We start from the raw sequence: 19,065 nt of genomic DNA on the forward strand, positions 1-19,065 counted from the left end.
GTCAATTATATGCACATCCGGCGGACCCTTGCCGACAGGCGCTGCCGGCTCAGGGCGCGGCCACCAGCTGGTCGATCGCACCGAACACCGAATGCCCCTGCGCGTCGAACATCTCGATCTTGACCGCGTCGCCGAACTTCATGAACTCGGTGGCGGGCTTGCCGTCGTCGATGGTCTCGAGCATGCGCTTCTCGGCGATGCAGCAGTAGCCCTTCTTGCGGTCGACGTTGGAGATCGTGCCCGAGCCGACGATGCTGCCGGCGCGCACATTGCGGGTCTTGCAGATATGCGCGACCAGCTGGCCGAAGTCGAACACCATGTCGGTGCCGCAGTCGGGCTGGCCGACCTTCTTGCTGTTCCAGTGCACCGTCATCGGCAGGTGCACCTTGCGCTCGCGCCAGGCCTCGCCCAGCTCGTCGGGCGTGACGGCGACCGGCGAGAAGGCGGTGGCCGGCTTGCTCTGGAAGAAGCCGAAGCCCTTGCCCAGTTCCGCCGGAATCAGGTTGCGCAGCGAGACGTCGTTGGCCAGCAGCACCAGGCGGATGGCTTCGCCGGCCTGCTCGGGCGTGGCGCCCATCCTCACGTCGCCGGTGATAACCGCGACCTCGGCCTCGAAGTCGATGCCGAAGGCTTCGCTGGCGCACACGATGTCGTCCTGCGGGCCGAGGAAGTCGTCCGAGCCGCCCTGGTACATCAGCGGGTCGGTCCAGAACTCGGGCGGCATTTCGGCGCCGCGCGCCTTGCGTACCAGCTCGACGTGGTTGACGTAGGCGGAGCCATCGGCCCACTGGTAGGCGCGCGGCAGCGGCGCCATGCAGTCCCTGGCGTTGAAAGCGAACGGATGGCGCGCGCGGCCGGCGTTGAGCGCCTCGTACAGGTCCTGCAGCTGCGGCGCGTAGAAGTGCCAGTCGTCCAGCACCGTCTGCAGCTTGCCGGCGATGTCGGTGGCGAAGTGGGCTTGCTTCAGGTCGCGCGACACGACTGCCAGCTGGCCGTCGCGCGAACCGTCCTTCAGGGTTGCGAGTTTCATGGAATGCGATGCGGTAGAGAGCGGGGCGCCCGCGCGGCGGACGCAGCGCCCGCTAGTCTACCGCGCCGCGCCGCGCGCCCCTGCGCGGTTGGCTTAGTCGACCGTGATGCCCTTGGCCTTGATCAGCTTGCCCCAGCGCTCGGCTTCGGCGCGTGCGTAGGCAGCGAATTCCTCTGGCGTGCTCGACACCGCCTCGACCCCGACGCCTTCCAGCTTCTTCTGCACCTCGGGCGTCTTCAGCGCCTTGACCAGCTCGGCGTTCAGCCGCGTGACCACCGCCTTGGGCGTGCCCGCCGGCGCCACCATGCCCTGCCAGGCGTAGGCCTCGAAGTTGCTCACGCCGCCTTCGGCCACGGTCGGCACGCCGGGCAGCACGGCCAGCCGCTTGGGCGTGGCCACGCCCAGCGCGCGCAGCTTGCCGGCGCTCACGTTCTGCTGGCCCGAGGCCAGGTCCAGGAACATCAGGTCGACCTGGCCGGCAAGCAGGTCCTGCACCGCCGGCGCCGCGCCCTTGTAGGGCACGTGCGTCATCTTGACCTTGGCCTGGTCCATGAACAGCTCCATGGCCAGGTGGTGCGGGCTGCCTGCGCCGGGCGAGGCGAAGTTGACCTTGCCGGGGTTCTTCTGCACGTACTCGATGGCTTCCTTCAGCGTGCGCGCCGGGAACTTGGGATTGGCCACCAGCACCAGCGGGAAACGCGCCAGCTGGCCGATGTAGACAAAATCCTTCTCGGGGTTGTACGGCAGCTTCTTGTACAGCGACGGATTGGCCGCGAGCGTGGCGGTGTCGGCGGTCAGCACGGTGTAGCCATCGGGCTTGGCGTGCGCGACGGCATCGGCGCCGACAATGGTGGCCGCGCCCGGGCGGTTGTCGATCACCACCTGCTTGCCCAGCCCGGGCGTGATGGCCTGGGCGACGGTGCGCGCCACCACGTCGGTGCCGCCGCCGGCCGGGTAGGGCACGACCCAGCGGATCGGCTGGGCGGGCCAGTCATCGGCGTGCGCGGGCGCGCTGGCGGTGAACAGGGCACCGGCGGCTGCCATGGCGGCGAACATGAAATGGGCATGGCGACGCCCAAGGAAGGGACGCAGGGGGCGCATCGGTAGTCTCCGTGTTAAAAAGGGGCCCGGCTCGGCAGGCATCGACACGTGCGCCGCCGGGTCTGTTGCGAATGAAGTCTACCGACGGCTTAAAAATTGGTAAATCGATTTCGCTATAGTAAATTTACTTACGAACTTGCCCGGGTCTCCGGGCGCCGATCCTCCTGCCGCCGGCCATGTCACGCATTGCAGAAAACGAAGAAGACGACGCCAAGCTGCGCTCCGGCATCCAGTCCATCGAAGTGGGCTTCAAGCTGCTCCAGGCCCTCGCGGCGTCGCCGCGCGCGATGATGCTGCGCGACCTCGCCGCAGCCGCCAGCATGAACCCGGCCAAGGCGCACCGCTACCTGGTCAGCTTCATGCGGCTGGGCGCGGTGGCGCAGGACCCGGTCAGCGGCCGCTACGACCTGGGCCCGTTTGCGCTGCAATTGGGGTTGGCCGGCCTTAACCGGCTCGATCCGGTGAAGAAGGCGCGGCCGATCCTGTCGCAACTGCGCGACGAGATGGACCTGACCGCCGGCATCGCCGTGTGGGGCAACCACGGCCCGACCATCGTGCACTGGGAGGAATCCAGCCACCCCGTCACCGTAAGCCTGCGCCTGGGCGACGTGATGCCGATGCTCAACTCTGCCACCGGCCGTCTCTACGGCGCGTACCTGCCGCGCAAGCAGACCCTGCCGCTGATCGAGCGCGAGCTGGGCGCGCGCGGCAACGGCGCCGTGCCGGACATGCCGGCTTCGCTGGCGGAATATGACGCGATCTGCGCCGAAGTCCGCGCACATGGCGCCGCGCGCACGCGCGGCGGCGTGCTGCCGGGCATCAATGCGTTCTCGATGCCGGTGTTCGATGCCAACGGCCACCTCGCCATGGGGTTAATCGTACTGGGCGCGCAGAGCCTGTTCGATGCAGAATGGGGCGGTACGATGGATCGTCGCATACGCGATATCGCCCAACAGCTCTCATCGGAACTCGGCTACCTTGGTGCCGCCCCCCCGGCCGGAGAAACCGGCCAGCCCTAGTCCTCGCGCCCGCCCGGGCGCGGATTCCACCGTCTGGCGCCGCCGGCGCTGGGTGATCGTGGTTGCCCTGGTGCTGCTGGTGCACGTGCTCGCCGTGGTGGGATTCCTGCGCATGCCGGGGCCGCTGATCCCGCTCGACGTCAGCAACACACCTTCGCTGGAGGCGGTCCTGCTGCCGCCGCCCAAGCCACCTGCCCCGCCGCGGCCGCGCCCCGCGCCGCAGCCGCGGCAGAAGCCCGCGGCGCCGGTCCCGGCGCCCCAGGCCGAAGCTGAAGCGCCGGCCCCGCCGTTGGCGACCAGCCCGCAGGGCCCGGCCGAGATGGCGACGGGTCCCGGCGGCACCGGAGCGGCGCCGGCGCCATCTGCCGCGCCCGCGCCGGCGCCTTCGGGCGGTCCGCAGGGCGGCGTAGACGGCGTCGTCTACAGCGCACCGCCCCCTGCCACGTACCACTACGCCAGCTTCGTCAACGGCGTGCAGAACCCCGATGGCCTGATCCGCTGGGAGCACGACGGGCGCCGCTACCGGCTCGCGGTGGAAACGCGCGTGCTGTGGTTCCGCTTTGCGTTCCAGAGCAGCGGGGCGCTGTCCGAGCAGGGACTGTTGCCGGAACGCTACGAAGAGCACCGGCGCAACAAGGCCGAGTCATCGCGCTTCGACACCGCCGCCGGCACCGCCACGCTGCGCAACGGCGCGCAGTCGCCGTTCCCGCCCGGGTCTCAGGATCGCTTCAGCGTGTTCCTGCAGCTGGTGGGCCTGGTGCGTGGCAATCCGCAACGCTATGTCACGCCCGGTGTGACGGAAACGTTCCAGGTTGCCGATACGCGTGATGTGGAACCGATGCAAGTGCAGTATGTTGGAGATGAGGATTTCGACACGGGCAATGGCGTGATACGTGCGAAGCACTTCGTGAGGCTGCCGCGCCGTGCCAATGACCGTCGCCGGGTCGAGCTATGGCTGGCGCAATCGCTGGGCTGGATGCCGGTGCGGCTGCGCCAGACCGAGCCCGACGGCACCCAGATCGAACTGGTGTACCGCGGTAACGGCGGGCAATAGCCACTGGCCGCGCCGCCCGCATCGAGCACCGGTAACCGGCCGGGCGAATGTTAACAATCGTTAAAAGATGTCTCGCCCGGGTCAACGCCGCCGCGTTTGGCGCATTCTTACTGACAGGAGCCCAGCCATGACTGTTGCCACGCCACCCGCCGAAACGCACCGCGTCCATGCCGACGGCGCCGAGCTTTACGTGCGCATCGACGGCAACGATGGACCGTGGGTGATCCTGGCCCACGCACTGGCCGCCAGCCATGCGCTGTGGGACCAGACCGCCGCCCACCTGGCGTCGCGCTACCGCGTGGTGCGGCCTGACCTGCGCGGGCATGGCGGCAGCGAGGCCCCGCTCGGGCCGTACACCATGACGCGGCTGGCCGACGACGTGATCGCGGTAATGGACTCGCTGGAAATCCCGCAGGCCCATTTCTGCGGCATTTCGGTCGGCGGCATGATCGGGCAGACGCTGGCGCTGCGCCATCCGGAACGGCTGCTGTCGCTGGCGCTGGTCGCCACCAACAGCCAGACTCCGATGGAAGCCCACCCGATGTGGCATAACCGCATCGGCCAGGCCGAGGCCCATGGCATGGTCGGCATGGCCCATGCCACGCTGGAGCGCTGGCTGACGCCGGAATTCCGGGCCGCGCATCCCGATGCGGTCGCACGCATCCACGCCATGCTGGTGGCCACGCCGGTGCGCGGCTACGTGGGCGTTGCCGAGGCGATCATGGCTTTCGATCTCGCCGGCGCGCTTTCCCGCATCCATTGTCCTACGCTGGTAGTAGCAGGAGAGAACGATCAGGGCGCGACCGTGGCGATGGCGCAGAGCATTGCGGCCGCCATCCGAGGCGCCCGGCTGGAAGTGATGCCGCAGGCGGCGCACCTGGTGCACGTGGAGCAGCCCGAGCGCTTCCACGCGGCGCTGGACGCGTTCCTTGGCAATGCGGCGTGCGGCGGCCAGTGCGACGTTCCGTGACAGGCAACACACTGATGCACCAGGCTCAAGAAACTTGTTGCAAAGGACGATGCCCAAACTATGTAGGCAGCAAAGACGTGGCAACGCAGTGACCGGCTAAATCCTGCCAATCCTTGATTTCGCGCGGGTCACCCCAAGTTTGTAGGTAAAGCCGCGGCGCCCCCCTCACGGCAACATCGACGAGGCAAGAATCACAAGGGCATGCCGCCCAACCATGACGCCCAGGAGGTGTGCCATGCAAATGATCTACAACAGCGACAATTACTGCATCGTCGAGTTCGGTGCGGATGTCGAGCAAGCGCCGCTTGAATTCGGCGGCTATGAAATCGTCGACAAGAACCTGAAGCGCGAGATTTTCCTTGGCGGGCACCTGGCTGAGAGCTTCCGCGCCGACGTCAAGCGCCTGATCGAAAGCGAGCCATCAGTGGAAGAGGTCGATGACTTTCTCGCCAAGTTCGACAACGTGATGACGCATCCACTGGTCATGCACTGAGCGGCTTTCCATGACCGCCGGCCGCGGCCGGCGGTATTGCCATCGCGCCCGCCCTGGCGGGCGTTTTTATTGTGCGACGGTTCAGTACTGCTCCCACGGCATCCCGGCGTGGCGCCAGCCGTTGAGTGTATTGCGGTGGCGCTGCCCGTCGAGGTCGCCCTCGAAACCGTGCAGCACGTTGTAGACGTTGGCAAAGCCCGCCCCCTCCAGCGCCCGTGCCGCCGCCGTCGAACGGTTGCCGCTGCGGCAGATCAGCAGCACCGGCCGCGCCGACACATGCCCGGCCAGCTTCTTCACCATCTGCACGAAATGCGGATTGACCTCCCAGTCCGGGCCGTCGTTCCAGGGGACGTTGTGCGCACCCTTGGGATGGCCGACGAACAGGTATTCCATCTCGCTGCGGCAGTCGATAAACAGCGTTTCGGGCGATTGCGCCAGCAAGTCGTTGGCGTCGGCAGGGGACAGGTGTTGCATGGTCGGCGGTGACAAAGGACGCGGAATGGCCGGAATGGTGACGGTTACGCCTCTCAGTGTAGGCGGCCATCGACCCGACAGGCAACCGCAAGGCCTTGATACACCTGATAAAATCGCTCCTCTTTGGCCAGCTTCGGCCCCAGCAGCGCCCGCCGCCGATCGCGCCGGCCGCCTTTCCAGAGTTCCCCGCCATGAGTGCCCCTGAATCCCGCGCGGCCGCACCGCGCCCCTACACCCGGGCTGCCGAGCTGCCCCGGCTGCTGCAAGAACGCATCCTGATCCTGGATGGCGCCATGGGCACCATGATCCAGCGCTACAAGCTGACCGAGGCCGACTACCGCGGCGAGCGCTTCGCCGAACACAAGGTGGACGTGAAGGGCAACAACGAACTTCTGCTGCTGACGCGCCCGCAGGTCATCAGCGAGATTCACGAGCAATACCTGGCCGCCGGCGCCGACCTGATCGAGACCAATACCTTCGGCGCCACCCGCGTGGCGCAGGAAGACTACAAGATGGCCGAGCTGGCGTACGAGATGAACGTGGAGGCCGCGCGCCTGGCGCGCGCCGCCTGCGACAAGTACAGCACGCCCGACAAGCCGCGCTTCGTTGCCGGCGCCTTCGGCCCGACGCCCAAGACCGCCAGCATCTCGCCCGACGTGAACGACCCCGGCGCGCGCAACGTCACCTTCGAGGAACTGCGCCAGTCTTACTACGAGCAGGGCAAGGCGCTGCTCGAAGGCGGTGCCGACGTGTTCCTGGTCGAGACCATCTTCGACACGCTGAATGCCAAGGCCGCGCTGTTCGCCATCGACCAGCTGTTCGAGGACACCGGCGAACGCGTGCCGGTGATGATCTCCGGCACCGTGACCGATGCCTCCGGCCGGATCCTGTCGGGCCAGACCGTGGAAGCATTCTGGAACAGCCTGCGCCACGCCAGGCCGGTCACCTTCGGGCTGAACTGCGCGCTGGGCGCCACGCTGATGCGCCCGTATATCGCCGAGCTGGCCAAGGTGTGCGATGCCGCGGTGTCGTGCTATCCGAACGCGGGTTTGCCGAACCCGATGAGCGACACGGGCTTCGACGAAACGCCGGAAGTCACGTCATCGCTGGTCGAGGAATTCGCCGCTTCCGGGCTGGTGAACCTGGTGGGCGGCTGCTGCGGCACCACCCCCGAGCACATCGCCGCCATCGCCCAGCGCGTGGCCGACAAGAAACCCCGCACCTGGCCCGGCCAGTACCGCGACGCCGCCTGAGCCGGAGCCCGAGAACATGAGCGAGAACAAACTGCCCCCGCGCCCGATGCGCCTGTCCGGCCTCGAGCCCTTCACGATCGACGACGACACGCTGTTCGTCAATGTCGGCGAACGCACCAACGTGACCGGCTCCAAGGCCTTCGCGCGGATGATCCTGAACGGCCAGTTCGACGAGGCGCTGGCGGTGGCCCGCCAGCAGGTCGAGAACGGCGCGCAGATCATCGACATCAACATGGACGAGGCCATGCTGGACTCGAAGGCCGCGATGGTTCGCTTCCTGAACCTGATCGCCTCCGAGCCCGACATCGCGCGCGTGCCGATCATGATCGACTCGTCCAAGTGGGACGTGATCGAGGCCGGGCTGCAATGCGTGCAGGGCAAGCCGGTGGTGAACTCGATCTCGCTGAAGGAAGGCGAGGAACAGTTCCGCCACCATGCCGAGCTGATCCGCCGCTACGGCGCGGCCAGCGTGGTGATGGCCTTCGACGAGAAGGGCCAGGCCGATACCTTTAAACGCAAGACCGAGATCTGCAAGCGCAGCTACGACATCCTGGTCAATGAAGTCGGCTTCCCGCCCGAGGACATCATCTTCGACCCGAATATCTTCGCGGTCGCGACCGGTATCGAGGAGCACAACAACTACGCCGTGGACTTCATCGATGCCACGCGCTGGATCAAGCAGAACCTGCCGTACGCCAAGGTCAGCGGCGGCGTGTCCAACGTGTCGTTCTCGTTCCGCGGCAACGACGTGGTGCGCGAGGCGATCCACACCGTGTTCCTGTACCACGCGATCGGCGCGGGCATGGACATGGGCATCGTCAACGCCGGCCAGCTCGGCGTGTATGACCAGCTCGATCCCGAGCTGCGCGAGCGCGTGGAAGACGTGGTGCTGAACCGCCGCGAGGATTCCACCGATCGCCTGCTGGAAATCGCCGACCGCTACAAGGGCGGCGGCGCAAAGAAGGAAGAAAACCTGGCCTGGCGCGGCACGCCCGAGCAGCCAGTGCCCGTGGGCGAACGCCTGGCGCACGCGCTGGTGCATGGCATCACCACCTTCATCGTCGAAGACACCGAGGAAGTCCGGCAGCAGGTAGAAGCGCGCGGCGGCCGCCCGATCGAGGTGATCGAAGGCCCGCTGATGGACGGCATGAACATCGTCGGCGACCTGTTCGGCGCCGGCAAGATGTTTTTGCCGCAGGTGGTCAAGAGCGCGCGCGTGATGAAGCAGGCGGTGGCGCACCTGCTGCCCTTCATCGAGGAAGAGAAGCGCTTGATGGCCGAGGCCGGCGGCGATGTGCGCGCGCGCGGCAAGATCGTGATCGCCACCGTGAAGGGCGACGTGCACGACATCGGCAAGAACATCGTGTCGGTGGTGCTCCAGTGCAATAACTTCGAGGTCGTCAACATGGGCGTCATGGTCCCGTGCAACGAGATTTTGGCCAAGGCCAAGGTCGAGGGCGCGGACATCGTGGGCCTGTCCGGGCTGATCACGCCGTCGCTGGAAGAAATGGCCTACGTCGCGTCGGAGATGCAGCGCGACGACTACTTCCGCGTAAAGAAGATCCCGCTGCTGATCGGCGGTGCCACCACCTCGCGCGTGCATACCGCGGTCAAGATCGCGCCCAACTACGAAGGGCCGGTGGTGTACGTGCCCGACGCCTCGCGCTCGGTCAGCGTGGCGTCGAGCCTGCTGTCCGATGAAGGCGCGGCGAAGTACCTGGACGAGCTGAAGTCCGACTACGACCGCATCCGCACCCAGCACGCCAACAAGAAGGCGACGCCGATGGTGACGCTGGCGCAGGCGCGCGCCAACAAGACGCCGATCGACTGGAACGCGTATGTGCCGACGAAGCCCAAGTTCATCGGCCGCCGCGTGTTTCGCAACTATGACCTGGCTGAGCTGGCCAACTACATTGACTGGGGCCCGTTCTTCCAGACCTGGGACCTCGCCGGCAAATTCCCCGACATCCTCAACGACGAGATCGTCGGCGAGTCGGCGCGCAAGGTGTTCTCGGACGGCAAGGCGATGCTGTCGCGCCTGATCCAGGGCCGCTGGCTGAGCGCCAACGGCGTGATCGCGCTGCTGCCGGCCAACACCGTCAACGACGACGATATCGAGATCTATACCGACGAGACCCGCAGCAAGGTCGCGCTGACCTGGCACAACGTGCGCCAGCAGAGCGAGCGCCCGGTGGTCGACGGCGTGCGCCGGCCCAATCGCTGCCTGGCGGACTTTGTCGCGCCCAAGGACAGCGGCATTGCCGACTATGTGGGCATGTTCGCCGTCACCGCGGGCCTCGGCGTCGACAAGAAGGAATCCCAGTTCGAAGCCGACCATGACGACTACAGCGCAATCATGCTGAAGGCGCTGGCCGACCGCCTGGCCGAAGCCTTCGCCGAATGCCTGCACGAGCGCGTGCGCAAGGATCTGTGGGGCTACGACGCCGCCGAGCAGCTGAGCAACGAGCAGCTGATCGCAGAGTCCTACCGCGGCATCCGGCCCGCGCCCGGCTATCCGGCCTGCCCGGAACACACCGTGAAGGGCCCGATGTTCGAGTTCCTCGACGCGGCCGAGATCGGCATGGGCATCACCGAGTCGCTGGCGATGACGCCGGCCGCTTCGGTCAGCGGCTTCTACCTGGCGCATCCCGAGTCGACCTACTTCACCATCGGCAAGATCGGACAGGACCAGCTGGACGACATGGTGGCGCGCCGGCATGAAGAGCGCGCCACGCTGGAGCGCGCGCTCGCGCCCAACCTGTAACGGGGTGCGACGGCAGGGCGCCGGCCACGGCCGCGCGACCTTGCCGCCAGCCCGTTGATGTCACAGGGAATTTCCTCGCACGACGGCTCGCCGGCCTGGTTGCGGCGGCGTATCCGGCGCCTCACAACTCCTTACAGAGCCTTTCAATCCCTCACAGACCGGCGCCGGTGCGCTCCCTAGACTGAGGGCTCGATTCACGCAAACACCAGCGCGTGAACACCGCGACGAATGTTTCGCCGCGGGGCATCCTGAAAGGAGTCTGTCCATGAAGAAACTGCTGCTCTCCCTGTCCGCCCTGTCGATCGCCGCCGCTTCCTCGCTGGCCATGGCACAAGGTACCGGTGTGGGCGCCGGCGCGAAGGCCGACGTCGGCGCATCGGTGACCACGCCGTCGCCCTCTGCCGCCACGCAGGGTGCGTTGAATACCGCAGGCAGCGCCGCCACCGGCGCCACCAGCGCCGCCGAGAAGGGCCTGTCGACCGCGGGTGCGGCAACCGACAAGGGCATGTCGGCAGCGGGCACCGCAGCTGACAAGGGGCTGTCCACCGCCGGCGCGGCGGTCGAGAAGGGTGCCAGCACGTCGGCCGATGCCAAGGCCGAAGCCGGCAGCAAGGCCAAGCACGACAAGCACACCACCAAGTCGGCCAAGAAGTCCAAGGCAGATGCCAGCGTCGGCGCGGGCGCCGAGGCGGGCGCCAAGGTGCAGTAAGCTCGCCGCCAGCCGGCACTGGCGCGCAGGCCCTGAGGCCTTCAGGTCCTCAGAGCCTGACGCGCCGCAGCAAAGCGGGACGGACTCCAGGCCGTCCCGCTTTGCTTTTGTACGTCATGCCTCGTACCGTTGGCCCGCGGACCCGCTTATGTGCGCCCAACGCGTTGTGGCCGCGCGTCATGTCAGCCTGACACCGACAGCCCGCGCGCGCGGCCGGCACTACAATGACAGCAACGCAAGCGGTTCCGCCTGCACCCGACTGCACCGGGCAATGTGCCGGTCCGTTCAACCCGTGGAGCCCCACATGATCCGCGTCCTGATCGCTGACGATCACGAGATTGTGCGCGCCGGGCTGCGACAGTTTATTTCCGACGAGCCCGATATCCAGGTCACCGGGGAAGCCGCCAGCGGCGACGAAGTCATGGCGCGGCTGCGCGACGCCGAGTTCGATGTGCTGGTGCTGGATATTTCGATGCCCGACCGCAACGGCATTGACGTGCTCAAGCTGATCCGGCAGCGCAAGCCTGAGCTGCCGGTGCTGATCCTGTCCACCTACCCGGAAGACCAGTACGCCATCAACCTGATCCGTGCCGGGGCTTCAGGCTACCTGACCAAGGAAAGCGCCCCCGACGATCTCGTCAAGGCCATCCGCACGGTGGCGCAGGGGCGGCGCTATGTCAGCGCCACGGTGGCCGACCTGCTGATCGGCGGGCTCGACAAGCCGACCGAGCAGCCGGTGCACCAGATGCTGTCCGAGCGCGAGTTCCAGATCTTCTGCAAGCTCTCGCGCGGGCAGTCGGTGTCGGTGATCGCCGACGAATTGTTTCTCAGCGTCAAGACCGTCAGTACCTATCGTTCCCGCATCCTGGAGAAAATGGGCATGAAGACCAACGCGGACCTGACTTACTACGCCATCAAGAACGGCCTGGTCGAGTAGCGGCACGCCGCGGGCCGCATCGCGGCCTGCGGTCGGATCGCACCGGACCGGGCCCGCAAACCAGAACATGTCGGAGCAGGCTTCGAACACTTCCTACCGGGCGCTGAGCATACTGCTGATCGAAGACTCGGCGGTCCTGCGAGGCATGCTGCTCGAATATCTGAAGGATTTCCCGTTTATCGAGAACGTGGACTGGGCCGACACCGAGGCCATGGCCCTGCGCCTGCTCGATGCCGGCAAGTACGACGTCGCCATCGTCGACCTGCAGCTGCGCCAGGGCAACGGCATCAACGTGCTGCGCGCAATGCAGCGCAAAGGCACCGACACCGTGCGCATCGTCTACACCAACCACGCCCAGGTGCAGATGTACCGCAGCCAGTGCGCCGAGGCGGGCGCCGATTATTTCTTCGACAAGTCGCTCGAGCTGGAGCAGGTGTTCCGCGTGATCGAGGAACACGCTGCGATGTCGTCCTGACCCGCCTGGCTACCCCTTAGGCACCACGCATCCGGCAGCACGCATCCGGCAGCACGCATCAGGCGCGCGCAGGCTCCTCGCCTTCCGGCTCTTCCGCCGGCGCCAGCACCGATGCCGTCAGCGGCACCTCGATGTGGATGCGCACGCCCGCGTGCGCCGACGAGTCGATCTGCATGCTGCCGCCCAGCGCGGTGACGCGCTGCTCCATGCCCAGCAGGCCGTGGTGGCCGGCGGTGCTGCCGGCGTCGAAGTCGGGCGGCAGGCCCTTGCCGTCGTCGCGCACGGTCAGCGTCAGCAGTTCGCCGCGGCACGCCAGGCAGACCTCGACGCGTTTGGCTTCGGAGTATTTGCTGGCGTTGGTCAGCGATTCCTGCACGATCCGGTACAGCGCGATCGCGGCTTCGTCGCGCAGCGCCGGCAGGTCCTCGGGCACGCTGACGTCGGTTTCCCAGCCGTTGCGCGCGCCGACCTCCTCCACCAGCTGGCACACCGCGGCGCGCAGGCCGAGGTTGAGCAGCACGGTGGGGCGCAGGTCCTCGATCAGGCGGCGCTTGATCTGGATGCCCTGGTCGACGTGCAGCATCACGCGCGTAAGGCGATCGGCGCCTTGCGGATGCGCCTCCTGGATCTGCCGCCGCACCCAGTGCAGGTCGAGCTTGATGGCGGTCAGGATCGCACCCAGCTCGTCGTGCAGCTCGCGCGCGAGCCGGGTCTTCTCGTCCTCAGTGACGCGCTGAAGGTGGCCCGCCAGCGCCGACAGCTGGCGCGTGCGCGCGCGCACCTTGCGGTCCAGCTTGGCGCTTTCCTCTTCCAGCTGGGCGCGCACCGCCTCGGCCATGGACAGGCGCTTGGCGTGGCCCGCGCCGACCGCGAGCAGCAGGATGATGTTGATCGCGGTCAGCAGGCCGATGCCATAGCGCGACAGCTGCACATCGTTCTCCGCGCCTTCCAGCCGGTGCGAGACCGAGCCCGCCTCGCGCGCCTGCAGCTGGTCGAGCCCGCGGCGCGCATTGTCCATGGTCTCCTTGCCATAGTCGGTGCGGACCAGGTCCAGCGCCACTTCCAGGTCGCGCTTGCCGTAGACCAGTGTCAGCGCCATCTCGTTGAGCTTGCTGTTGATCAGCTTGGAGGTGTCGCCGAACATCTTCAGCCCCTCCGGGTCGTTGGCGTAGTCCGCGCGGATCTGCGCCATCAGCTCGGCGATGCGCGGCAGCCCCTTGTAGTAGGGCTCGAGGTAGCTTTCCTTGCCGGTCAGCAGGAAGCCGCGCTGGCCGGCCTCGGCGTTGACCAGCTCGCCGTTGAGCGCGGCCAGCTCGGTCTGCACGCGCTGCGAGCGGATCACGTCGGTATAACTCTCGCGCAGGCGGATATTGCCAGTTTCCGACGCCACCAGCACCGCCAGCGTCAGCACGATGCCGCCCGCGAGCAACAGCGTGTGAGGAAGAAATGACTGCTTGAACATGGGCGCAGATTTCCTGTAGTTGGGGTGCGCTGCTTGCCCGTGCGGCGCCAGGGAGCGCTCATGGAATCACATCGATCCGCATGGGTCAACCTTGATGCGTCGGACGTGCCGCACCCGTACTGCCATGGTGTAGGACTCGGCTGACAGCGGAATCGGCTCGCTGTCGGTATTGGCGCGGCGGCTGGCTTCCTACGATGAGGCTATGAGCTTGCACCTTGTGGCGCAAGTCTTCACTTGGGCTCCGGGCCAGTGCCGGCCCGGTCAGCCATCTTCGGGAGCCTAGCCATGCTGCACTATGCACTCGTATTTTTCGTCATCGCCCTGATCGCGGCGATCTTTGGCTTCGGCGGTATCGCTGCCGGCGCCGTGGAAATCGCCAAGATCCTGTTCTTCATTTTCCTGGTCGTGGCACTGGTGGCCGCGGTGATGGGCCTGGTCCGCAGGCGATAGCGCCGGCCGCGCGCCGGCTCCTGTGCCAATCGCAACCTGAGGAGACCCCATGTTGACCCAGAACCCCAAAATCCGGAAGGAACTGAACCACTTGTCCGATAGTGCCGACAGCGCCATCCGTCATATCAAGCACGCCGCGCGCGATTCCCGCGAGGCCGCCGCGCCGGTCTCCGGCGAGGTCAAGGCGCTGATCGCCCAGCTGGAGCACACCATCGAAGTGCTGGCGCGGGAAGGCTCGGCCGAGAGCCTGCGTGCCGGCCAGCGGCTGCGCGACCGTGCCAGCGAGATGGCGCACCGTCTGCGCGATCAGACCACCGACGGCATGATGCGCGCGCGCGAACGGATGGACGGTGCGGTCGAACACTCGCGCCAGCGGGTCGTCGAATCGCCGCTCAAGGCGGTGGCGATCGCCGCTGTCATCGGTGCGCTGCTCGGTGTGCTGCTGGCCAACGGCCGCCACCACGAAGAAGAGTAGGCCTAAGAAGAGTAGGCCTGGCGGCACCGGGCCCCGCGTGGCGGGGCCCCAGAAAGTATTCCCCCCTTTCCGGCGCCCTCGTCCGGAAGCCCAGCAGCCCAACTCGGTGCCGGGCGTCTTTTTTTGTGCGCGCCGTGCGTGCGGCGGCGCATCCGGGGCTGACTTGCCGTCGGGCTACACGCCCCACAGGACGTTGGTCCCTTCCCGCTGCGAGGCGCGCAGCATGTCCAGGAAGGGATAGGCGCGCTGCCCCAGGTGCAGCGGCTCTTCCTCGTCCTCGTCGGCCTCGGGCTTGCCTTCCACGGCGGCGTCGGCCGGATGGGGGCGGCGTGCGTCGGCCACCGCCGCTTCCAGCTTCTGGATCGCGCGTGGCAGTTCTTCGACGGTGATCACCCCCCGTTCCCCGAGATGCTTGCCGATGATGCCCAGCAGCGTGATGGCCAGATCCTTCATCATGATCAGGTCTTGCGCAGCGTGGGATTTGAAGGTGATCAGCATGGTGTGGTTTCCTTTTCCTGACATGCAGGGCACGGCGTTCCCGGGCGCGGGAAGCCGCATGGATTGTGGCCCGGGGCCATCTTCGCGCATGATGTCAGCATAGCACCTGATAAAATTCCGCGTTCCCGATTCCAATGCCTGTTTCAATGCCTGTTGAGCGGCGCGGCGTACCTTTGCCGTCACATGCCGCTTCGGGCGTTGGTGCCGCACGCTGGTGCCGCATTTACGCGGCGCCTGAATACTTGCCCACAGGGCTTCCGACATCCATGCTGCCTGTTCAGACCTCCAATCTCGCCGCCGCGTTCACCGATGCCGTGCGTGCGCTCGCCCCGGCCGATGCCACCCTGCCCGCCGTCACTTTCGAGCGGCCCAAGGCGGCCGCCCACGGCGACCTCGCCTGCAACGTTGCCATGCAGGTCGCGCGCGCGCTCAAGAGCAATCCGCGCGAGCTGGCGCAGCGCATCGTCGCCGTGGTGCAGGCCGATGCGCGCGCGCAGGGCCTGGTCGAGGCCATGGAGATCGCCGGTCCCGGCTTCATCAACCTGCGCCTGACCGCCGCCGCCAAGGCCGACGTGCTGCGCGCGGTGCTGGCCGAGGGCGACCACTACGGCGCGCGCGAGCGCGGCGTGCAGGGCCAGGTGCTGGTCGAGTTCGTCTCGGCCAACCCGACCGGCCCGCTGCACGTGGGCCACGGCCGCCAGGCGGCGCTGGGCGACGCGCTCGCCAACCTGCTGTCGTGGCAGGGCTTCCATGTCCACCGCGAGTTCTTCTACAACGACGCCGGCGTGCAGATCCAGACCCTGGCGCTGTCGGTGCAGGCGCGCGCGCGCGGCCTGAAGCCGGGCGATGCCAGCTGGCCCGAGTCGGCCTACAACGGCGACTACATCGCCGACATCGCCGCCGACTTCCTCGCCGGCAAGACCGTCAGCGCCTCCGACGGCGAGCCGGTGACCGCGTCGGGCAACGTCGACGATATCGACTCGATCCGCAAGTTCGCCGTGACCTACCTGCGCAACGAGCAGGACATCGACCTGCAGGCCTTCGGCGTCAAGTTCGACCGCTACTACCTGGAGTCGTCGCTGTACAGCGACGGCCGCGTGGAAGCCGCGGTGCAGTCGCTGGTCGCCAAGGGCAAGACCTACGAGAGCGAAGGCGCGCTGTGGCTGCGCACCACCGACGAGGGCGACGACAAGGACCGCGTCATGAAGAAGACCGACGGCACCTACACGTACTTCGTGCCGGACGTGGCCTACCACACCACCAAGTGGGAGCGCGGCTTTACCAAGGTCATCAACGTGCAGGGCAGCGACCACCACGGCACCATCGCGCGCGTGCGCGCCGGCCTGCAGGGCCTGGGCATGGATATTCCCAAGGGCTACCCCGACTACGTGCTGCACAAGATGGTCACCGTGATGAAGAACGGCGAGGAGGTCAAGATCTCCAAGCGCGCCGGCTCGTACGTCACGGTGCGCGACCTGATCGAATGGTCCAACGGCCAGGATGACACCTGCGAGACCATCCGCGGCTGCCTGGAGCAGGGCGTCGCCAACTGGCCGGAGCACTTCACCCGCGGCCGCGACGCGGTGCGCTTCTTCCTGCTGTCGCGCAAGGCCGATACCGAGTTCGTGTTCGACGTCGATCTGGCGCTCAAGCAGAACGACGAGAACCCGGTGTACTACGTGCAGTACGCCCACGCCCGCATCTGCTCGATCTTTGAGTCGTGGGGCGGCGCCGACTGGGAAAGCCGCCTGCCCGAGCTGGCCGGCGCCGACCTGTCGGCCGTCACCGGCCCCGAGGCCGGCGCCCAGGCGCAGGCACTGGGCCGCCGCCTGGCCGAGTTCCCCGACATGCTGTCGGCCGCTGCCTCCGAGCTGGCGCCGCATGCGGTCGCCTTCTACCTGCGCGACCTGGCCGGCGATTTCCACGCCTTCTACAATGCCGACCGCGTGCTGGTCGACGACGAGGCGGTCAAGCGCGCCCGGCTGGCGCTGCTGGCCGCGACGCGCCAGGTGCTGCGCAACGGCCTGGCGGTGATCGGCGTATCGGCGCCGCGCCGCATGTAATCGGTAATCGCCGGGCGTTCGGTCGGACGCCCGGCGGGGCGCATAGTGGGGCCCGCAGTGGGACCCACAGGGCCGCCCGGCGGTGGCCCTATAATCCCGGCATCACCTAAGAGGACTTCATGCAACAGCAACGCAAGCGCGATGCGCGCAAGGCCCGCCGCAGCCAGCAGCGCGGCGGGACGTTCCTGGGCCTTGTGCTCGGGCTGATCGTCGGGCTGGCCATCGCCGTGGTGGTCGCCCTCTACATCACCAAGTCGCCGACCCCGTTCCAGCAGAAGGGCGCGCCGCGGCCGAGCGAGCCGGGCAATGTCGCCAGCCAGCTGCCGCCGCCGGCGCAGCGCGCCGACCAGGGCCCGACCGACCCGAACAAGCCGCTGTGGAGCAAGACGCCGGCCAAGCCGGTGGGTCAGGCACCCGAGCCGGAGCCCAAGCCGAGCACCCAGCCTGGCCAGCAGAGCCAGCAGAACGGGCACCAGAATGGCCGCCAGAACGGCGAGCCGCCGGTGGCGGTCACCCGCCCGGCGGAGAAGCCTGTTGAAAAGCCGGTTGAAAAACCGGCCGACAAGCCTGTCGCCACCAAGCCGGCCGAGAAGCCGGTGTCCGACCCGATCGCCGAGATCGCCCAGGCCGACGCCAACAAGGTCGGCTACCTGCTGCAGGTGGGCGCGTTCCGCTCGGCCGACGACGCCGACCGCCAGAAGGCCAACCTGGCGATGCAGGGTTTCGAGGCCCGGATCACCGAACGCGACGTCAACGGCGTCAAGATGTACCGCGTGCGCATGGGCCCGTACAACCGCATCGAAGACATGAACAAGACGCGCGAGCGGCTGCAGACGCAGGGCTTCGAGGCGTCCGTGATCCGCTTCACCAAGCAGTGACCGTCGGCTGGAACCCCGGCTCAGGCGTTATGCGCCTGGGCGGGGCACACCCGGCCACGAAAGCGTCATAAATACGCCGTAACCAACGCAACACCCTTGTCACCGCCGCGGCCGGCGCCCGGGCTGAACCGGACGCCGCCACTGCGGTCATATGCTCATCGACCCAACCGCAAGGCCGCACCAAGATGAAGAAACTCGCCGCACTGTTCGCCATGTTCGCCGCCGTGGGCGGCCTGCTGATGTCCGCGCCGTCCCAGGCTGCGCCCACCGAGGGCAAGGAATACCAGGTCCTGAAGGCGCCGCAGCCGGTCACCCCAGGCAAGATCGAGGTCACCGAGTTCTTCTGGTACGGCTGCCCGCACTGCTTCGACTTCGAGCCCGACCTGGAAGCCTGGGTCAAGAAGCAGGGCAACAATGTCGTGTTCAAGCGCGTGCCGGTCGCTTTCCGCGACGACCTGCTGCCGCACACCAGGATCTTCTATGCGCTCGAAGCCATCGGCAAGCTTGATGCCATGAACATGAAGGTCTTCAACGCCATCCACACCGAGCGCAAGCGCCTGCTCGACAGCAACGAGATCGCCGACTTCATGGCCAAGAACGGCATCGACCGCAAGGCCTTCCTGGACGCGTATAACTCGTTCACGGTGACCACCAACGCGCAACGCGCCAACAAGATCGCCGACGCCTACAAGATCGACGGCGTGCCGACCGTGGTGGTGCAGGGCAAGTACGTGACCTCGCCGTCGATCACCGGCAACAAGCAGGGCGCGATCCAGGCGATGGATTACCTGGTCGAGCAGGTGAAGGCGAAGAAGATGTAAATGTGACTGGCGGCCTTCCGTGAGCCGCCGGTTTTTTTCACTCTCCCGCGCGCGGGAGAGTGAGCACACAGGCAGGATTGCCAAGGCCTGCGCCAAACGGCTGGTATGCTGTACCAGCCGTTTTTTCATTTGTGACTGC

The 19,065-nt window shown here is 67.1% G+C and carries 19 protein-coding genes; 14 read left to right on the top strand and 5 right to left on the bottom strand.

What is annotated here, in order from left to right:
* Positions 1-49: 49 nt before the first annotated feature.
* Complete coding sequence (locus VSR71_RS19665) at positions 50-1,030, bottom strand: fumarylacetoacetate hydrolase family protein (protein ID WP_342915522.1); 981 nt, start codon at positions 1,028-1,030, stop codon at positions 50-52.
* A gap of 93 nt (positions 1,031-1,123) precedes the next feature.
* Positions 1,124-2,131: a Bug family tripartite tricarboxylate transporter substrate binding protein gene (locus tag VSR71_RS19670; protein WP_428979433.1), complete on the bottom strand. Its 1,008-nt coding sequence runs from the start codon at positions 2,129-2,131 to the stop codon at positions 1,124-1,126.
* 185 nt (positions 2,132-2,316) lie between these two features.
* Between VSR71_RS19670 and VSR71_RS19675 the strand changes: the two genes are divergently transcribed.
* The 4 genes from VSR71_RS19675 (at position 2,317) to VSR71_RS19690 (ending at position 5,667) form a co-directional block, all read left to right on the top strand.
* A complete protein-coding gene (locus VSR71_RS19675) occupies positions 2,317-3,150 on the top strand; it encodes an IclR family transcriptional regulator (protein ID WP_342915601.1) in 834 nt (277 codons plus the stop codon).
* A gap of 58 nt (positions 3,151-3,208) precedes the next feature.
* Complete coding sequence (locus tag VSR71_RS19680) at positions 3,209-4,204, top strand: DUF3108 domain-containing protein (protein ID WP_342915602.1); 996 nt, start codon at positions 3,209-3,211, stop codon at positions 4,202-4,204.
* Between the two features lie 127 nt (positions 4,205-4,331).
* Positions 4,332-5,174 carry an alpha/beta fold hydrolase gene (locus VSR71_RS19685; protein ID WP_342915523.1) on the top strand — a complete coding sequence of 281 codons (843 nt, stop codon included), beginning with the start codon at positions 4,332-4,334 and terminating at the stop codon, positions 5,172-5,174.
* Positions 5,175-5,409: 235 nt separating this feature from the next.
* On the top strand, positions 5,410-5,667 hold the full coding sequence (locus tag VSR71_RS19690; RefSeq protein ID WP_133094997.1) for a BTH_I0359 family protein: 258 nt from the start codon (positions 5,410-5,412) through the stop codon (positions 5,665-5,667).
* A gap of 81 nt (positions 5,668-5,748) precedes the next feature.
* Here the strand turns inward: VSR71_RS19690 and VSR71_RS19695 are convergent, their stop codons facing one another.
* Positions 5,749-6,141: a rhodanese-like domain-containing protein gene (locus VSR71_RS19695; RefSeq protein WP_342915524.1), complete on the bottom strand. Its 393-nt coding sequence runs from the start codon at positions 6,139-6,141 to the stop codon at positions 5,749-5,751.
* A gap of 191 nt (positions 6,142-6,332) precedes the next feature.
* Here VSR71_RS19695 and VSR71_RS19700 point away from each other — a divergent pair, with 191 nt between their 5' ends.
* From VSR71_RS19700 to VSR71_RS19720, 5 genes are all read left to right on the top strand, one after another.
* Positions 6,333-7,394 carry a homocysteine S-methyltransferase family protein gene (locus VSR71_RS19700; RefSeq protein ID WP_342915525.1) on the top strand — a complete coding sequence of 354 codons (1,062 nt, stop codon included), beginning with the start codon at positions 6,333-6,335 and terminating at the stop codon, positions 7,392-7,394.
* 16 nt (positions 7,395-7,410) lie between these two features.
* Entirely contained in the window at positions 7,411-10,158 is a 2,748-nt protein-coding gene (gene metH / locus VSR71_RS19705) for a methionine synthase (RefSeq protein WP_342915526.1), read from the top strand.
* 265 nt (positions 10,159-10,423) lie between these two features.
* Positions 10,424-10,867, top strand: a complete 444-nt coding sequence (locus tag VSR71_RS19710; RefSeq protein WP_342915527.1) for a hypothetical protein — start codon at positions 10,424-10,426, stop codon at positions 10,865-10,867.
* Between the two features lie 304 nt (positions 10,868-11,171).
* Positions 11,172-11,804 carry a response regulator transcription factor gene (locus tag VSR71_RS19715; protein WP_342915528.1) on the top strand — a complete coding sequence of 211 codons (633 nt, stop codon included), beginning with the start codon at positions 11,172-11,174 and terminating at the stop codon, positions 11,802-11,804.
* 67 nt (positions 11,805-11,871) lie between these two features.
* Positions 11,872-12,279: a response regulator gene (locus tag VSR71_RS19720; protein WP_342915529.1), complete on the top strand. Its 408-nt coding sequence runs from the start codon at positions 11,872-11,874 to the stop codon at positions 12,277-12,279.
* Positions 12,280-12,337: 58 nt separating this feature from the next.
* Here the strand turns inward: VSR71_RS19720 and VSR71_RS19725 are convergent, their stop codons facing one another.
* Complete coding sequence (locus VSR71_RS19725) at positions 12,338-13,741, bottom strand: sensor histidine kinase (protein ID WP_342915530.1); 1,404 nt, start codon at positions 13,739-13,741, stop codon at positions 12,338-12,340.
* A gap of 285 nt (positions 13,742-14,026) precedes the next feature.
* Between VSR71_RS19725 and VSR71_RS19730 the strand changes: the two genes are divergently transcribed.
* Both VSR71_RS19730 and VSR71_RS19735 read left to right on the top strand, forming a co-directional pair.
* Positions 14,027-14,191 (top strand): DUF1328 domain-containing protein, encoded by a 165-nt coding sequence (locus tag VSR71_RS19730; protein WP_029047756.1) that lies wholly within the window; start codon positions 14,027-14,029, stop codon positions 14,189-14,191.
* A gap of 49 nt (positions 14,192-14,240) precedes the next feature.
* Positions 14,241-14,666, top strand: a complete 426-nt coding sequence (locus VSR71_RS19735) for a DUF883 family protein (protein ID WP_342915531.1) — start codon at positions 14,241-14,243, stop codon at positions 14,664-14,666.
* Between the two features lie 174 nt (positions 14,667-14,840).
* On the opposite strand, the gene VSR71_RS19740 is transcribed toward VSR71_RS19735, so the two are convergent.
* Positions 14,841-15,164 carry a DUF1840 domain-containing protein gene (locus VSR71_RS19740; protein WP_342915532.1) on the bottom strand — a complete coding sequence of 108 codons (324 nt, stop codon included), beginning with the start codon at positions 15,162-15,164 and terminating at the stop codon, positions 14,841-14,843.
* Between the two features lie 266 nt (positions 15,165-15,430).
* Here VSR71_RS19740 and argS point away from each other — a divergent pair, with 266 nt between their 5' ends.
* The 3 genes from argS (at position 15,431) to VSR71_RS19755 (ending at position 18,926) form a co-directional block, all read left to right on the top strand.
* Complete coding sequence (gene argS / locus VSR71_RS19745; protein ID WP_342915533.1) at positions 15,431-17,227, top strand: arginine--tRNA ligase; 1,797 nt, start codon at positions 15,431-15,433, stop codon at positions 17,225-17,227.
* A 119-nt stretch (positions 17,228-17,346) separates the two neighbouring features.
* Positions 17,347-18,105, top strand: coding sequence for an SPOR domain-containing protein (locus tag VSR71_RS19750; protein ID WP_342915534.1), 759 nt, complete (start codon positions 17,347-17,349; stop codon positions 18,103-18,105).
* A 185-nt stretch (positions 18,106-18,290) separates the two neighbouring features.
* Positions 18,291-18,926 (top strand): thiol:disulfide interchange protein DsbA/DsbL, encoded by a 636-nt coding sequence (locus tag VSR71_RS19755; RefSeq protein WP_342915535.1) that lies wholly within the window; start codon positions 18,291-18,293, stop codon positions 18,924-18,926.
* Positions 18,927-19,065 lie beyond the last annotated feature (139 nt).

Origin of the sequence: Cupriavidus oxalaticus (assembly GCF_038900635.1) — a bacterium.
GTDB lineage: Bacteria > Pseudomonadota > Gammaproteobacteria > Burkholderiales > Burkholderiaceae > Cupriavidus > Cupriavidus oxalaticus_B.

Coding starts and splice junctions, on each gene's coding strand:
- VSR71_RS19685 (WP_342915523.1), top strand. CDS start 4,332: ATGACTGTTGCCACGCCACCCGCCGAAACGCACCGCGTCCATGCCGAC.
- argS (WP_342915533.1), top strand. CDS start 15,431: ATGCTGCCTGTTCAGACCTCCAATCTCGCCGCCGCGTTCACCGATGCC.
- VSR71_RS19735 (WP_342915531.1), top strand. CDS start 14,241: ATGTTGACCCAGAACCCCAAAATCCGGAAGGAACTGAACCACTTGTCC.
- VSR71_RS19700 (WP_342915525.1), top strand. CDS start 6,333: ATGAGTGCCCCTGAATCCCGCGCGGCCGCACCGCGCCCCTACACCCGG.
- VSR71_RS19755 (WP_342915535.1), top strand. CDS start 18,291: ATGAAGAAACTCGCCGCACTGTTCGCCATGTTCGCCGCCGTGGGCGGC.
- VSR71_RS19750 (WP_342915534.1), top strand. CDS start 17,347: ATGCAACAGCAACGCAAGCGCGATGCGCGCAAGGCCCGCCGCAGCCAG.
- VSR71_RS19665 (WP_342915522.1), bottom strand. CDS start 1,030: ATGAAACTCGCAACCCTGAAGGACGGTTCGCGCGACGGCCAGCTGGCA.
- VSR71_RS19740 (WP_342915532.1), bottom strand. CDS start 15,164: ATGCTGATCACCTTCAAATCCCACGCTGCGCAAGACCTGATCATGATG.
- VSR71_RS19670 (WP_428979433.1), bottom strand. CDS start 2,131: ATGCGCCCCCTGCGTCCCTTCCTTGGGCGTCGCCATGCCCATTTCATG.
- VSR71_RS19720 (WP_342915529.1), top strand. CDS start 11,872: ATGTCGGAGCAGGCTTCGAACACTTCCTACCGGGCGCTGAGCATACTG.
- VSR71_RS19710 (WP_342915527.1), top strand. CDS start 10,424: ATGAAGAAACTGCTGCTCTCCCTGTCCGCCCTGTCGATCGCCGCCGCT.
- metH (WP_342915526.1), top strand. CDS start 7,411: ATGAGCGAGAACAAACTGCCCCCGCGCCCGATGCGCCTGTCCGGCCTC.
- VSR71_RS19730 (WP_029047756.1), top strand. CDS start 14,027: ATGCTGCACTATGCACTCGTATTTTTCGTCATCGCCCTGATCGCGGCG.
- VSR71_RS19690 (WP_133094997.1), top strand. CDS start 5,410: ATGCAAATGATCTACAACAGCGACAATTACTGCATCGTCGAGTTCGGT.
- VSR71_RS19695 (WP_342915524.1), bottom strand. CDS start 6,141: ATGCAACACCTGTCCCCTGCCGACGCCAACGACTTGCTGGCGCAATCG.
- VSR71_RS19725 (WP_342915530.1), bottom strand. CDS start 13,741: ATGTTCAAGCAGTCATTTCTTCCTCACACGCTGTTGCTCGCGGGCGGC.
- VSR71_RS19715 (WP_342915528.1), top strand. CDS start 11,172: ATGATCCGCGTCCTGATCGCTGACGATCACGAGATTGTGCGCGCCGGG.